16 protein-coding genes and 1 tRNA gene are annotated in these 14320 nt (G+C 47.4%); 13 read left to right on the forward strand and 4 right to left on the reverse strand.

Annotation, left to right across the window (positions count from 1 at the left end; translation table 11 throughout):
- Window positions 1–42 precede the first annotated feature (42 nt).
- Window positions 43–624, forward strand: a complete 582-nt coding sequence (locus QN379_RS00670; protein ID WP_323505751.1) for a TMEM175 family protein — start codon at window positions 43–45, stop codon at window positions 622–624.
- A 291-nt stretch (window positions 625–915) separates the two neighbouring features.
- A complete protein-coding gene (locus tag QN379_RS00675) occupies window positions 916–1506 on the forward strand; it encodes a molybdopterin-dependent oxidoreductase (protein WP_323505752.1) in 591 nt (196 codons plus the stop codon).
- A 91-nt stretch (window positions 1507–1597) separates the two neighbouring features.
- Here the strand turns inward: QN379_RS00675 and QN379_RS00680 are convergent, their stop codons facing one another.
- A complete protein-coding gene (locus QN379_RS00680) occupies window positions 1598–2242 on the reverse strand; it encodes a DJ-1/PfpI family protein (protein ID WP_323505753.1) in 645 nt (214 codons plus the stop codon).
- Between the two features lie 389 nt (window positions 2243–2631).
- Between QN379_RS00680 and QN379_RS00685 the strand changes: the two genes are divergently transcribed.
- A complete protein-coding gene (locus QN379_RS00685; RefSeq protein ID WP_323505754.1) occupies window positions 2632–2940 on the forward strand; it encodes a DUF4359 domain-containing protein in 309 nt (102 codons plus the stop codon).
- A 301-nt stretch (window positions 2941–3241) separates the two neighbouring features.
- On the opposite strand, the gene QN379_RS00690 is transcribed toward QN379_RS00685, so the two are convergent.
- Window positions 3242–4372, reverse strand: a complete 1131-nt coding sequence (locus QN379_RS00690; protein WP_323505755.1) for a DUF3800 domain-containing protein — start codon at window positions 4370–4372, stop codon at window positions 3242–3244.
- Between the two features lie 878 nt (window positions 4373–5250).
- Between QN379_RS00690 and QN379_RS00695 the strand changes: the two genes are divergently transcribed.
- Both QN379_RS00695 and QN379_RS00700 read left to right on the forward strand, forming a co-directional pair.
- Entirely contained in the window at window positions 5251–6030 is a 780-nt protein-coding gene (locus QN379_RS00695; RefSeq protein ID WP_323505756.1) for a nuclease-related domain-containing protein, read from the forward strand.
- A gap of 50 nt (window positions 6031–6080) precedes the next feature.
- Window positions 6081–6716, forward strand: a complete 636-nt coding sequence (locus QN379_RS00700) for a biosynthetic peptidoglycan transglycosylase (protein ID WP_323505757.1) — start codon at window positions 6081–6083, stop codon at window positions 6714–6716.
- On the opposite strand, the gene QN379_RS00705 is transcribed toward QN379_RS00700, so the two are convergent.
- A complete protein-coding gene (locus QN379_RS00705; RefSeq protein ID WP_323505758.1) occupies window positions 6636–7307 on the reverse strand; it encodes a hypothetical protein in 672 nt (223 codons plus the stop codon). The genes QN379_RS00700 and QN379_RS00705 overlap by 81 nt on opposite strands.
- A 327-nt stretch (window positions 7308–7634) precedes the next feature.
- Here QN379_RS00705 and QN379_RS00710 point away from each other — a divergent pair.
- The 5 genes from QN379_RS00710 (at window position 7635) to QN379_RS00730 (ending at window position 11009) form a co-directional block, all read left to right on the forward strand.
- Window positions 7635–7708, forward strand: a tRNA-Gly gene (locus QN379_RS00710).
- 139 nt (window positions 7709–7847) lie between these two features.
- Window positions 7848–8555, forward strand: coding sequence for a tRNA (guanosine(46)-N7)-methyltransferase TrmB (trmB, locus tag QN379_RS00715; RefSeq protein WP_322235911.1), 708 nt, complete (start codon window positions 7848–7850; stop codon window positions 8553–8555).
- Window positions 8556–8856: 301 nt separating this feature from the next.
- A complete protein-coding gene (gene thiL / locus QN379_RS00720; RefSeq protein WP_322235909.1) occupies window positions 8857–9837 on the forward strand; it encodes a thiamine-phosphate kinase in 981 nt (326 codons plus the stop codon).
- Window positions 9834–10391: a phosphatidylglycerophosphatase A gene (locus QN379_RS00725; RefSeq protein ID WP_416186807.1), complete on the forward strand. Its 558-nt coding sequence runs from the start codon at window positions 9834–9836 to the stop codon at window positions 10389–10391. Before thiL ends, QN379_RS00725 begins: the two co-directional genes overlap by 4 nt.
- A 120-nt stretch (window positions 10392–10511) precedes the next feature.
- A complete protein-coding gene (locus QN379_RS00730) occupies window positions 10512–11009 on the forward strand; it encodes a CinA family protein (RefSeq protein ID WP_322235904.1) in 498 nt (165 codons plus the stop codon).
- A gap of 158 nt (window positions 11010–11167) precedes the next feature.
- Here the strand turns inward: QN379_RS00730 and pyrF are convergent, their stop codons facing one another.
- On the reverse strand, window positions 11168–11995 hold the full coding sequence (gene pyrF, locus QN379_RS00735; RefSeq protein WP_322235902.1) for an orotidine-5'-phosphate decarboxylase: 828 nt from the start codon (window positions 11993–11995) through the stop codon (window positions 11168–11170).
- A 243-nt stretch (window positions 11996–12238) separates the two neighbouring features.
- Between pyrF and QN379_RS00740 the strand changes: the two genes are divergently transcribed.
- Genes QN379_RS00740 through QN379_RS00750 form a run of 3 tightly spaced genes read left to right on the forward strand, consistent with a single transcriptional unit; the run spans window position 12239 to window position 14238 of the window.
- Window positions 12239–12838, forward strand: coding sequence for a LemA family protein (locus QN379_RS00740; protein WP_322235900.1), 600 nt, complete (start codon window positions 12239–12241; stop codon window positions 12836–12838).
- Window positions 12838–13734, forward strand: coding sequence for a TPM domain-containing protein (locus QN379_RS00745; RefSeq protein WP_323505759.1), 897 nt, complete (start codon window positions 12838–12840; stop codon window positions 13732–13734). Before QN379_RS00740 ends, QN379_RS00745 begins: the two co-directional genes overlap by 1 nt.
- Window positions 13735–14238, forward strand: coding sequence for a TPM domain-containing protein (locus QN379_RS00750; RefSeq protein WP_323505760.1), 504 nt, complete (start codon window positions 13735–13737; stop codon window positions 14236–14238).
- The last annotated feature ends 82 nt before the right edge of the window (window positions 14239–14320 follow it).

A 14320-nucleotide genomic window follows, 5' to 3' on the forward strand; every position in this document is an offset into this window, starting at 1 on the left:
TTCTTCAGTTGCCTACAAACAAACTTGCAAAGGAAACTCTGAATGGGTAAAAATCGCCTGGAAGCATTTAGTGACGGTGTGATCGCCATCATCATCACAATCATGGTGCTTGAGATGAAAGTCCCGCACGGCGACGATCTCGCTTCACTGCGGCTGATCTACCCAGTCTTCTTCAGTTACATCCTCAGTTTTGTCTATACCGGTATTTATTGGAACAATCATCACCACATGCTGCATGCTGTGCAGAAGATCAGCGGCCCTGTTCTTTGGGCGAATTTGCATCTTCTCTTCTGGCTCTCACTTATCCCATTTGCCACCGGATGGATGGGCGAAAACCACTTTTCCGAGGTGCCAACTGCGCTATATGGCGTGGTTTTGTTGATGGCTGGCATTGCCTACTACATACTCAGTCGCAGCCTGATCAATCTTCATGGAAAAGATTCGCCACTATCCAAAGCTATCGGGAGCGATACGAAAGGCAAATTATCAGTAGTGGGTTATGCTATCGCCATACCCCTCTCCTTCGCCAATCGATGGGTCGCGCTGGCGCTGTATGTTCTGGTCGCAATCATGTGGCTAATCCCTGACAGGCGAATTGAAAAAGTGATTGAGAAAGGAATTTAAAATAATGAGTAAAGGTATTTTTTTTATCGAAGCTTAATGTATTTGGAACAATGGGCCTGAAACGATTGAAAATTTGACTAAGCATTTGAAGTGATTTTGACGAATATCTGCTTTTAAAGCATAAGATAATATCTATAGATTATAGATTTGGTTTATTTTTAGGTATCCGTGAACGTCGCTATTTCAAGACCACAAACTTCACCAAATTCGTCGTAAAGTTAGTCTATTCAAAGTGCAGTTCAACACTGGTTGGCGAACGACCACTACAAATTAATTTATCGAAAGATCAGCGTGAAAAAAAGAAACTTTCTCTTCGCCGCACTGGGTGTGGCCTCTGTCCCGGCTTTCGCAAAAAAACGAACAGAATCCATTAAAGAAACCGGCCCAACACTATTGACGATCAGCGGCGCAATCGGCAAAGGTAATCGTGGCGCGTTAGATCCAGCACTGGATCAAATGATGCACAAGCAAAACATACAATTCGACAAGGCATATGTTTTCAATTTCGCAGCCCTGACTTCCTTACCTGCCGTCGACATAAATCCCACCCTGGAATACGACGCCAAACCGCATAGATTGCGTGGGCCACTGCTAACCGATGTTATCACCGCTGCGGCCGACAAAGCATTGCCCGGAAATACAGCGGTCAAACTACGTGCGGTCGATGGTTATGTGGTGCAGGTCCCATTGTCCGATATACGAAAATATCGCTTTATCGTTGCTACGCATCTGGATGGACAGCCAATTCCCTTAGGAGGATTGGGACCGTTGTGGGCCGTGTACGCGCCAAATAGTTTCCCCGACATGATGGCAAGACCGCTGTCAGCGCGGTTTTCCTTGTGCCCTTGGGCGCTGTATCACCTTGAATTAAGTATTGCCTAGAAGGTTGATCTACTATCGGCGGCTATGCAAAAATTTTAACTTGGCGCTAGGCCGATACAAAATCACATTCTTCCATATACACTTTTTAAATTCATGACGCATTCAACGTTTTTAATGTAGATGAATGCTCCTGGAAGTCTTCCTCGATATGAGACCGTGCGCGGGTAACGTATTCTTCTTTTTCTCCCACAGGCGCAAAATAATGCAGCACCTCTTTCGCCTCTGCCATTCCCTTCAGCCGCGCAATCATCCACGCAGAAATGTATTGCGCCGACAAACATCCGCCAGCAGTTGCCACATTACCTTGCGCAAAAAATGCCTGGTTCAAGATATTTATTCCAGCAGCTTGCACCCATGGCTTACTAGTTGTATCCGTGCACGCAGGTGTTTTGCCTAACAAGCCGAGCTTCGCAAGCAAAAATGTTCCGGAGCATTGTGCCGCTATTAACTGGCGTTCAGGATCGAGCTGTATTTGGCTGAGTATGGAGTTATCACCAGCGACTTCCCGCGTCTTCATGCCACTGCCTATCAACACCGCATCGGCAGAATTAGCTTCGTTCAAATCAATGTGAGCGTCAATCGTTAGGCCGTTCATTGATGTTACGCGCACGGTAGGACTAGCAATGCTCACCTTCCAATTGGCATCACCCAAAAGCGAAATCCGGCTGAGCATTCCATAGGCGATTAATGAATCTAGTTCGTTGAAGCCATCGAAGGTCAAAATAGCTATGTGCATGGTTGGGCTTTAGGTTTAAAAATGGGTTTGTTGGTGGCCATTTTGATCGTGACTTCCTTGTCTAGAATAACAGGTTCAAGAGCTTTAGCGTCATGCACTGGATGCCAAATTCTGATCGGGATGGGTCGGAGGTTTAGGGACGGCGCGGCCTGTAAATTTATATAGGCGACAACAAAGTCAATAGCGAGATCATATTTCCTATTTCTAAACCGACGTGTAGACTCCGTTACCTCGGCTTAAGCGAAGAAGAGACATCACCAGCAAGTTGAAGTCTGAAGCGGTGAACCCTAGTGTAATTTATATGCGGATGTAATCGTGAACTCAGAAAGCTACTAACTTTTCGACCAGATATGCCACTATTCCATAATTTATAATTCCAGGTGCAAATAATGAAACTATCATCAACCATCGTAGTGCTAGCGATTGTAGGGTTGTTGGCATTTACAAATCCAAAACTAGACAGCTACGAGCAACACATTCATCAAACAATCACTCAGGAAGCCAATACAAAGGATGACGTAGCTCGAACACTGGGAACGTTATTTGGAGGGTTGGCTAGCAGTCTCATAGCTAGCAGCACCGTGAGAAATAATTACATTCTGTTTAGCACTTACGACTCAAATCTGGGAAATCAACATCTAAAATTTTTAGGCATCCTTGGTAACTTCTTTCAGATATCAAAACCACTAAAAAGATGATGCTCACTTTGACGGCTGCACATTCTGACAATACACCGCTTCAGATCAACAGCTCGTATCAACCTGCTTCGGTAATCGCAGAATTTACGACGATGATCTGAGGGCATTCAGCCCATCGACAAAAAAAACTGACTTCCTTTCTAGATCAATGACTAACGAATTTAATGGAACAAGGTCATGCTTGCCGGTAAAGCGGCATATCTTCTCGGTTCGCATGATGGAGGTATGTTTGTTGATGGCGCATAAAATCATATACGGTTAACCACCAAACCTGTTTGAACAAAAAGAGGAGAGAAGATTCTCAGTTAAGATAAGGTGGGCACGAGTGATTAAAGGTGAAACTCTCATGTTTGAAATCGCTGTCCAGCGGTGCCGTGCGATAAACGAAGCCATTGCTGATCGTATCCGACACGTTGATCAACTTGGCTAAAAGAGTCAGATTAGTTTGTTGGGTATCGTTGAAGCTTGCCTTCTTTTGTAGCAGATCACTCATCGAGTGCTCCTCAATGAAATTGAAGTGCTTGCTGAGCAAGCCGCACACCACATCGGATAGCTGGATACCGAAAGTCGTTTTCGAGTCTCTAAAAGAAAAGGAAATTTCTTTAGATCCGTTCATGAACTTAAATTTTCTGAGGCTCTGCTGAACAGTCAGCTCTTCATCAAAAATGTGGGTGGATTTCTTGAAGATATACATCGGCCTCACAAAGTAATCGTGCAAGCTGTCGATAAGTATATTGTCGCGGTGGTTGACCAAGAAGGCCAGTTCGTCGAGTTTAGCGGCCTCCGTCAACAATGATTTAAGCATGCCGTCGAAAACAGTCCGAGGAGCGGGAGCATAGGTGTTCAAAAACTCGAGAACCGCGCTTGCGAAATCGCCGGTCTTTTGCCGATCAATGTTCGGATAGCCATAGCTGTCCAATATGTCGAGAAACCCCAAGATATCCTTGGTCACGATAGCATAAAATTCGTTCTTGATTTCCCTATGATAAGCCGCGAAGCTCATCAATCTTTTCTCAGTGAGCAGCGATTCGATAATATCGACCAGCGACCAGTACACAATGTTTAGATTGGTGTAGTGGATATAGATATGACTCTTCAGAAGATACTTAAAGACGGTAGTGAGCTTGCCCGAATTCAGGACGTCCATATAGTCGCCTTTGGCAATATGTTCAAATTTGAATTCGACTGCCGATTCCTGAATTCGAAGAGCTGAACGAAGCTCAGCCTCTCCCGTGAGCGATGTCAGCGCCCGATGAGCAATACCCCCAAGGACGAAATTTTTCATACTTTTGTCGTTGGGTCCATCCTTTTTTAGGTGCAGCTTACGAATATTGTTGATCTCATCGTAGTAGATGACGAACTTATCATTGGCTCCGCGAAGTTGCTTCAGTACGTTTTTGCGGAAGTTGTTGACATCAATGGTGATCGGCATGGAAAAATTTTCTGGTCTGTGGATGTCAGTGCTACCCGCACCTCAAGTCGAGGCCTTTGAGCAGCGGCGATGCCCAGCGCAGCCCCTTGAAGCACTATGAGGCTTGCCAAAAGCAGGTTCTCCAATGTTCGCAGCAGCGCTGTCATTAACGGTAATGCAGTATATTTCAAAATCGCAAAATCGTATATTGCACGCCACTGAATCGCATCGTCGTACCAAACTCACTCGACTTGATCGCCCACTCTTAGGAAATGGCTGAAGGTGGATGAACATTGGTTGCATTACGGTGCATCGCCAGCGAAATTAATTCAGGTGGTGAAAGAAGGAGTCACGAAAAGTGTGAGCAAGCCACCACAAGACGTGATTAATCTCGCAGTTAAAATCCAAGAATTGCCACCCCACCGCCGCTATTTGGTCGAAGAACTGGTCGAACAATTGCAACAGGATGTTAGGTAAAGCTTTTTCGGGACAACTGTTGCCGTCTATTGATTAAAAAAAAGAATAGATAGTTGTCTGGAATCTCAGATGCATCTCGTACAACTTGGTATGAGTTACCGTCGTCACGGATAACAGCCGCCGTTTATCAGTATACAAATACGACAATTCTGTTATCCGTAAAATTTAAAGCGCCAATCACCATTGAGATGTCTGCTAATCAGCTCGTGCGGGGATGCATCGTGCTTGGTGGAATGCGTGAATGGGGAAGGGGTTGCAAGAACTTGCCCGGGGTTGAACGGCATCAGCTGATCCTAAGTGATTAAAGGAGCAACACTATCCAACCGTTCTTGCAGTAAAATCAACGATCACCCGAATTCTCGGCTGATTGCGTCGTATGCACAACTCAAGGCGCATCTGTTCGACACTATACAAATAAAAAAATGGACTTCACTCCTATACTCGGCCAAGTTTTTCATAGTTTTTGGTATTTGATCCCACTGCTGCTTATCGCTGCGGTAGTCAAATCTCCTTGGTTCAAGGGCGTGATGGGGGAGGCCATCGTCAATATCTCGGCGAAATATTTTTTGAACCGTGAGGACTACCATCTCATCAAGAACGTGACCTTGCCCGTTGAGGACGGCACTACCCAGATTGATCACATTATCGTGTCAAGGTTTGGTATCTTTGTGATTGAAACGAAAAACATGAAGGGCTGGATTTTCGGCGATGCCAAGCAAAAGACGTGGACGCAAAAGATATATAAGCACACCACAAAATTCCAAAATCCTTTGCATCAAAATTACAAGCACGTCAAAGCGCTCGAAACGCTTCTGGAACTCGATAGTTCTTTGATTCACTCGGTCATCGTTTTTGTTGGGGACAGTACCTTTAAAACGCCGATGCCGGAGAATGTCACCCAAGCCGGTGGCTATATCAAGCACATCAAATCGATGAATCAGCAGGTACTAGATACCCGTCAGGTGGCAGACGCTATCGAACGTATTCGAAGCGGCAGAAAATCTGCATCGTTTAAGACCAGCCGTGAGCATGTCAAACATGTGAAATCGATTGTCACTGAAAAGGCCAACAGCAACGCATGCCCGAAATGCGGAAGTTTGTTGATCTTGCGGACGGTCAAGTCCGGTGTAAATGCCGGATCGCAGTTCAAGGGATGCACGAAATTTCCTGCCTGCCGTTACACAACAAAATTTGTGCATTGATTATTGGCTGCGGCTAGCGAATTCATCTTACTCCTAGGAAGACTTAGATAATGATTCAATTAGAAGATCAAGAACCAAAATTAAAGATCATTTCAATTCGTAAATCACTGATCAAATTACATACTGACCTGTTTAAAATAGAACAATATGTGGATGCATACATGGCTTACTATCCGTCAGAAATAACAAATCTTGAAAAATTAGTATTAATTTTAGAGGATAGAAGATTTTTTGATCATCGAGGTATCGATTTGAAATCGACTCTTCGAGAAGTAATCAGAGCTGTAACTTTCCGTCGACATGGTGGGGCTAGCACAATCGATATGCAATTTGTTCGAACTGTCACTGGATATAAGACAAAAACCATCAGAAGGAAACTTTACGAAATGCTCTTGGCGACGATAATACAGTTCCGCTATAGCAAGGTGGTAATCTTGAGATCTTATTTATTGTGCGCTTTTTTTGGATCACATATTACGGGAACAAATTCCGCAGCAACAAAAATTTATCAAAAAAATGATACCGAACTATCGGTGGATGAAGCATCATTTATTGCTGCAATGCTTGTCTATCCTCGTCCTGTTTTACCAACGGAATTATGGCAGTCAAGAGTCCAGCGTAGAGCGGACTATGGTAAGCGAATCTACATCGCGAGCAAAGATCGCCTTAAAAAGAAACCAACTTGAAAAATTATTGATATTTTCAATGGAAAAACGTATTGATTTTCCTTCATATAGCTCTTTTTTACGTTCCAAGACTATGGTAAAAATATCATTGTTGAAATTTATCGCTGTACCTTGAACGCCGTTAAGATCCTGAGTAACTTTATTAATCACATGATGATTTATTGTCATCCCTTTTTGTTTTTCGTCTATCAATCGATTAATCGAATTACCAATGCTCACCAATTTCTGTTGTACGTCCCTTTCTAAGCGGAATGAAAACTGGGTAGTCGTTAGCAGAGGTAGGCGAAAATAAAAGGAAGTGAGGCGTACGTTCCAGCGCTTCACGACATCATCATATTCTGCCAATCTTACTGAAAATTTTTCAGGTTCAACATTATTAAAGGATAGTGTTAGCCGTTGCATATGATAAATACGTTCACCAAGTAAAATCGCAATTTCATCAGTAAGCTCTTTAAGTGCCGTGTATTCTTTTTCGTTACCATTAAAGCGCTGTTGTGCCAGCCAATTTCTGCTTTGCCAATGCTGTATTAGCCAATTTCCAATGACACCTGTCAAAATGAAACCAATAACTATAGATATTAGTGAATACAAGACTCTCCCTCCTTCGCAAGCATGAAATGCTTATCTATATTGTTCAACAGGACGACGTCGCGTTAGGCTGAATCAGCTACTGTCATAACAGTTAAAAATCGCCACTTGTAGCACAAATGTAGCACATCGATCAATGAACGCCTGCACTTCCATTTGAGCATGACGTTCAATAATAAAATTACAGTATAAGTGACATCTAAAAGAAAGATCCATCTGACCAAGATCATGCGATCACACTCAGGATAATCCAGCCATCACATTCCCGATCACACCTCACACACGTCAATTCCCCAATCCCCATCAAAACCCGCGTAAAATGCGTCCATCGCGGGTGTAGTTCAATGGTAGAACGAGAGCTTCCCAAGCTCTAGACGAGGGTTCGATCCCCTCCATCCGCTCCAGGTTATGACTGGCACCTGTTTTAGGTGCCGTTTTTTATTGCGGATACGGTTGTTTTGGCTTGCATCAGGGCCTTTTCATCCTGAATCTGACGCTGCGTCATCCGCGCTCCTTTTCACTTTAATTAGCTTTCCATCTCGCATGTCAGAAAATCAACCCAGAAAACCTCTTTTTTATGATCCTACGGAGCGTCGGATTCGTAGTTTTGTGACGCGTGCGGGGCGGTTGTCGATTGCGCAAGGGCGGGCTATTGAGGAGTTGGGGCCGCGGTTTTGTGTGCCTTATGAAAAAAACGTGCTTGATCTGGATAAGACGTTTGAGCGCTCTGCGCCGACGATTTTTGAGATTGGCTTTGGGATGGGTGAAACCAGCGCCAAGATTTCGGCGGGTATGCCTGAGAAAAACTTTATCGGCGTTGAGGTACATACGCCGGGCGTAGGTAGTTTATTGAAGCTGATTGGCGAACAATCGCTGTCGAATCAACGGATTATTCAGCATGACGCGGTGGAGGTGTTGACGCATATGATTGCGCCTGATTCATTGGCTGGCGCGCATGTGTTTTTCCCAGATCCGTGGCACAAGGCGCGGCATAACAAACGGCGTTTGCTGCAAGGCCCGTTAGTGAGTTTGCTGGCATCGCGGATTGCGCCGGGTGGTTATTTGCATTGCGCTACTGATTGGGAGGAGTACGCAGAGCAAATTCTGGAGGTGTTGAGTGCTGAACCGACGCTGAAGAATACGGCTGAAGGTTATGCGCCGCGTCCGGATTATCGTCCGATCACCAAGTTTGAAAACCGCGGCATCAAGCTTGGACATGGCGTGTGGGATGTGGTGTTCGTCAAAATTTAACGCAATTTACGGGGTGCTTTTGTCGGTTTTAAGCCATTTAAGCCATTTAAGCCTTTTAAGCATTGAGCAACGCTGGTTGCTCTGCTGATTTCTTTCATTTAGTCACTCGGATTTGACTCTCACTTTTGACGTCGACCATCGCTTTTTGTTTGCCCTGGTAGTTTTCTAAAAAACAATTTTTCCCATTTCCCTTTGCCATCGCTGTTGCGATGTCTGCAAAAATGTCTCAGTCGAACGCCTTTTCCAAGCTACTGATCAGTATGCCTAGTCTTTCCACGGTGCCATTCGGTACAATCCTGACATGCTTTCAGAATTCGACCTTATCTCTCAATATTTCACCCGTGCACCACGTGCCGACGGGCAGATTGCGCTTGGCGTGGGCGATGACTGCGCATTGCTGATGCCGACGGCTGGCATGCAGTTGGCTGTGTCATCGGATATGTTAGTTGCTGGTCGGCATTTTTTTGCTGATGTCGATCCGTATTCGTTGGGTCATAAATCATTGGCAGTGAATTTGTCCGACCTTGCGGCGATGGGTGCCCGGCCACTTGGCTTTACGTTAGCATTGGCTTTGCCGGAGGCGCGTGCAGAATGGTTAGCGCCATTTGCGGCCGGATTGTTGGCGCTTGCGGATGCACATGATTGTGAGTTGATTGGTGGTGATACGACTAAAGGTCCGCTCAATATCTGCATCACGATCTTCGGTGAGACCTTGCCCGGACAGGCGCTGCGGCGTGATGCGGCGCGGGTTGGTGATGATGTTTGGGTGTCTGGCACGCTGGGCGATGCGCGATTGGCGCTGGCGGGTTATCGCTGTGAGTTCACCGATCAAATCGTTATGAGTGACGATGAACATGCCCGCGCTGCGACGCGCATGCATCAACCGACACCACGTGTGGCACTGGGTATCGCTTTGCGGGGAATTGCGCATGCCGCGATTGATATTTCCGATGGTTTGGCGGGTGATCTCGGCCACATATTGGAGCGCTCTGGCGTGGGCGCGACGTTGGCGGTGGATTGTCTGCCATCGGGACCTGTTCTGCGGCGACAAACCCAGGCTTTGCAGCGTCAATTTACGCTCGCTGGCGGCGACGATTATGAGTTATGTTTTACTGCACCGGCGGCAAAACGCGACGCAGTTCTGAACGCAGGAACGGCAACCGGTACCGAGGTGATACGGATTGGTTGTATCGATGACCTGCCGGGACTACGTTTTATCGATTCACATGGCTTGCCGCTTGATTTACAACTGACTTCTTTTGATCACTTTCGCACAACATGAATCCAATACCATCATTAACGCCAACGCAGACGCCATCTCAAAAGCCTATTAATTCCAGGGGTAAGGTAAAAGCCACAGGCCGTTTTATGCTGTCACATCCTGCTCATGTGATCGCTCAAGGTTTTGGAAGTGGGTTGTCGCCGATCATGCCGGGTACTTTTGGTACCTTGTTTGCATGGCTGTCATTTTTGGTGTTGTCGGTACGGTGGCCCCATTACTTTACGCAGTTGAACTGGCTGGTCATTATTGCTGCGGGGTTCATCGTTGGTATCTGGACCTGCCAACGCACCGGGCGCGATCTGGGTGTTGCCGATCATGGCAGCATGGTCTGGGATGAGATTATTGCCTTTTGGCTGGTGTTGGTTGTGATTACTCCCGCGCCATTGTGGACACAGTTTTGGGCGTTTATTGTGTTTCGCTTTTTTGATATGGTCAAACCGCCGCCGATTGGGTATTTTGACCGCCACATGAAAGGCGGATTAGGTGTCATGTGGGATGATATTCTGGCTGCGTTTTACACGTTGCTGGTATTTGCTTTATGGCGCGTTTATTGAGCGCCTTGTAAAAGTTGTTTAAGCTTAATCGATGGCATTTCTACGTTGCGCCGATTGCATCTGAGCGCGACAAGTGGCAGTATGTATTGATTGATCTGAACCACAAACAGGAGCAAAAGAATGGAAACCAACGTCGAAACTGATCAACTAGTTGACCTCGCTACAGAAGTGGGTCGGGCGTTGAAAGCCAAAAGATGGTTATTGGCAACAGCCGAATCCTGCACCGGTGGTGGCGTCTCGCAAGCCATCACTGATATTGCGGGTTCGTCGGAATGGTTTGATTGCGGTTTCGTCACTTATTCGAACGCATCCAAGACGGAATTGCTGGATATTTCAGAAGCGCTGCTTGCACAACATGGCGCTGTCAGCGAAGAAATCGCCGGCGCAATGGCCGAGAGCGCCCTTGCCAATAGCGGCGCGGATGTTGCGCTGTCAACGACCGGTATCGCCGGTCCCGGCGGCGCTGTGCCTGGCAAACCAGTCGGCACGATCTGCTTTGGCTGGACGACCGGACACCAAACACATACTGAACGATTGATTTTCCATGGTGATCGACATGCCATACGCGAGCAAACGATCGCCCATTCGCTACAAGGATTGTTGCGATTTTTGAAATAACAAGGGTTTTTGGCAAAGCGGAGCGAGACTTACACTAAGTTTTCCTAACCTTTACTAAACTGCATTGATTCATCCGAAATCAATATTGGGTGGTGAAAGTTAGGTGAAACTCAGTGAGAAACCTGCTCCTTATCGCTTTCTATTGACTTAATCTCTGCTCAGGCACGAAAGCGATTAATCGCATCACGCGTTTCCAATGCGACGCGTCGTGCGGCTCTCGCAAAATCTTCTCCCGCGGCTTCGTCCACTTTTGCGTACAAAATAGCGCGTGATGAATTGATCATCATGCCGTTGCCATTTGCTGTCTTGCCCGCGTTCACAGTCGCCTGAATATCGCCGCCCTGGGCACCGACTCCCGGTACGAGCAAAGGCATGTCGCCGATGATATTACGCACTTGCGCCAGTTCTTCAGGGAATGTTGCGCCAACGACCAGACCGCATTGCCCATTAGTATTCCATTTATCAGCAACAAGTCGGGCGACGTGCTGATACAACGGCTTGCCCTCGACATTCATAAATTGCAGGTCGGAACCACCTGGATTGGATGTGCGGCACAAAATGATAGCGCCGCGATCTTTCCATTCCAGATAGGGCGCAACTGAATCCCAGCCCATATACGGACTCATTGTCACGGCATGCGCACCATATCGCTCGTAGGCTTCACGGGCGTATTGCTCGGCGGTCGCGCCGATGTCACCGCGCTTGGCGTCGAGCACGATAGGAATAGTGGGATAGACGCTGCGTATATAGTCGCAAATCGCTTCGAGTTGATCTTCGGCTCGCAATGCTGAGAAATAGGCGATTTGCGGTTTAAACGCGCATGCCGTATCAGCGGTAGCGTCGATGATTGCCTTGCAGAAGGTGAAAATCGCGTCCGGCTGATTGTGCAAATGGGGCGGAAATTTAGTAATATCCGGATCAAGCCCTACACAAAGGAGCGAATTGTTGACAGCCCAGGCGGCGGATAATTTATCAATGAAAGACACGATGAAGCCCTAATAATGCGAATGTCGCCATTGTAACTTGTTGCCATCGTCATAGCGGTTTCTTAGAGCCTTAACTGGATAATTACGCTGACCATTTTGCGATCTGCGATATTGATGCCAATATCACTCTTGAACGGTACCCTTGTTAAGAATTAGTCCACTATTTAGCTCTTGAGCCGACACCAATAGTTTGCTACCGTTCAACTAAGGCCATCTGGCCTGTCCAAATGTTAAGGAAGAAACATGCAAAAATCCGTTAAATGGCTGGCCATCGTGGTAGCCGTCTCTTTATTAAGCGCGTGTGGCTATAACGATTTCCAGACCAAAGATGAGGCTGTCAAAGCTGCTTGGGGCGAAGTGGTGAATCAATATCAGGGCCGGGCTGATCTGGTGCCTAAAATTGCACAAATTGTGAAGGCGTATGCGACGCATGAAGAAGCAACCTTCGAAGCCGTCACTAAGGCGCGCTCGGCGGCCACCAGCTTTCAGATAACGCCAGAAGTACTCAACGATCCGGCCGCTTTGGCGAAATTTCAACAGGTTCAAGGACAATTGTCCTCGGCCTTATCACGCTTGATGGCGGTGTCGGAAAACTATCCGCAACTCAAAGCAGATGGTCTGTATCGGGATGCACAATCGCAGCTGGAGGGCGTAGAAAACCGGATCAAAGTCGCACGTAATCGCTACATCGTAGCCGTGCAGGATTACAACGTGCTGGCGCGTAGCTTCCCGACCAATCTAACTGCAAAAGCGATGGGTTATGCGGTTAAACCGTCATTCACCGTGGATAACGAAAAAGCGATTTCGACTTCACCCGATGTTGATTTCGGTGGGAAAAAATAATGGTATCAACGGCGACATCGGCTAACTCTCACCGCGTTAAAGCGCCGAGGGCGCATGTTTGTCATGCTGTCGTCGTCGCACTTTGGCTGGCACTTCTTACCATCGTGGGAACGCCAGCCCTCGCGCAAGCAGAAAAATTGGTGGCAGTTCCGCCCTTACAGGCGCATGTCACTGATCAGATTGGGTTGTTGCAGCCGCAACAGCGCGATACGCTGGAGTCGGTATTAAGCGCATACGAGACCCGTACCGGCAGCCAAATCGCGGTATTACTGATGAGCACCACCGCGCCAGAAGCCATCGAAGACTACAGCATCCGCGTGGCCGACGCCTGGAAATTGGGACGTAAAGGCGTGGATGACGGCGTCATTTTGATCGTCGCCAAGGACAACCCGAGTGGTTTACGTCGCTTGCGAATCGAATCGGGGCGCGGCGTTCAGGGCGTGCTAACCGATGCCCAGTCGAAAAGAGTGCTGCAAGATGTGATCGCACCTTACTTTCAGAAAGGTGACTTTTACGGTGGCTTGACCGCGGGTGTGACTGCGATCACGGCTATCCTCGATCAACAGACGTTGCCGCCAGCAGAGCGCAAGCAACCACAACATCAGGAGTCGGATTCCGGCATTTTTGGGGCATTGGCACCGTTGATTTTTGTCGGATTCATCGTTTTTATGATGTTAAATTCACGCCGACGCGGTGGCGACGGTAGCGGTCCAGGTTCAGGTAATTCGCTCAACAGCAATGTTTGGGGAAATGCTGCTGGAGTTGTCATCGGCAGTCTCTTAAGTCAGTCTGGACGCGGCGGTGGAGGCGGCGGATTTGGTGGTAGTGGCGGCGGTGGAAGCTTCGGCGGAGGTGGCGGTGGTTTTGATGGCGGCGGTGCTTCGGGGAACTGGTAAATGAAAAAAATAATGACACGACTGTACCGGCACTTCATCACAACTAGTCGGACTGCGCGAAAAGCATTTCCGGCAATTACGCTGATGGAAATACAAGCCAAAATAGCCGAAGGTGAACGCACGCATCGCGCCGAGGCGAGGATGATCGTGGAGTCCTCGTTGAATTTGCGAGCGGTGCTAAATGGTGTTACCTCCCGTCAGCGCGCACACGAGCTTTTTTCACATTACCGGATGTGGGATACCGAAGAAAATATCGGCGTTCTGCTCTACGTGAACATCGCTGACCATAAAGTCGAGATCATCACCGACCGTGCAGTCGGTCGGGCAATCCCTTCGGCAGAATGGCAAGCAGTATGTCAAACCATGACCCGCGAATTCGCCAACGGCACTTTTCATGACAGCACGCTTGCTGCCCTGGAAAAGCTAAATGGTTTGTTGACGTACCACTTTCCGGATGCCGATGGAAAACGCAATGAATTATCGGATCGACCTTTGATGCTTTGATATTTTACACTTGGCTTTGATTCAGCACTTGATGCTGCACTGATCCGGTTCATCGAAAAAAAGTGAGTGATTCAGACTGCGC

The sequence above is a fragment of the Glaciimonas sp. Gout2 genome (assembly GCF_035018905.1).
GTDB lineage: Bacteria > Pseudomonadota > Gammaproteobacteria > Burkholderiales > Burkholderiaceae_D > Glaciimonas.

Bases quoted from the DNA above. Each gene is read 5' to 3' on its own strand.
- QN379_RS00670 (WP_323505751.1), top strand. From the start codon at position 43: ATGGGTAAAAATCGCCTGGAAGCATTTAGTGACGGTGTGATCGCCATC.
- QN379_RS00680 (WP_323505753.1), bottom strand. From the start codon at position 2,242: ATGCACATAGCTATTTTGACCTTCGATGGCTTCAACGAACTAGATTCA.
- QN379_RS00685 (WP_323505754.1), top strand. From the start codon at position 2,632: ATGAAACTATCATCAACCATCGTAGTGCTAGCGATTGTAGGGTTGTTG.
- QN379_RS00690 (WP_323505755.1), bottom strand. From the start codon at position 4,372: ATGCCGATCACCATTGATGTCAACAACTTCCGCAAAAACGTACTGAAG.
- QN379_RS00695 (WP_323505756.1), top strand. From the start codon at position 5,251: ATGGACTTCACTCCTATACTCGGCCAAGTTTTTCATAGTTTTTGGTAT.
- QN379_RS00700 (WP_323505757.1), top strand. From the start codon at position 6,081: ATGATTCAATTAGAAGATCAAGAACCAAAATTAAAGATCATTTCAATT.
- trmB (WP_322235911.1), top strand. From the start codon at position 7,848: ATGTCAGAAAATCAACCCAGAAAACCTCTTTTTTATGATCCTACGGAG.
- thiL (WP_322235909.1), top strand. From the start codon at position 8,857: ATGCTTTCAGAATTCGACCTTATCTCTCAATATTTCACCCGTGCACCA.
- QN379_RS00725 (WP_416186807.1), top strand. From the start codon at position 9,834: ATGAATCCAATACCATCATTAACGCCAACGCAGACGCCATCTCAAAAG.
- QN379_RS00730 (WP_322235904.1), top strand. From the start codon at position 10,512: ATGGAAACCAACGTCGAAACTGATCAACTAGTTGACCTCGCTACAGAA.
- QN379_RS00740 (WP_322235900.1), top strand. From the start codon at position 12,239: ATGCAAAAATCCGTTAAATGGCTGGCCATCGTGGTAGCCGTCTCTTTA.
- QN379_RS00745 (WP_323505759.1), top strand. From the start codon at position 12,838: ATGGTATCAACGGCGACATCGGCTAACTCTCACCGCGTTAAAGCGCCG.
- QN379_RS00750 (WP_323505760.1), top strand. From the start codon at position 13,735: ATGAAAAAAATAATGACACGACTGTACCGGCACTTCATCACAACTAGT.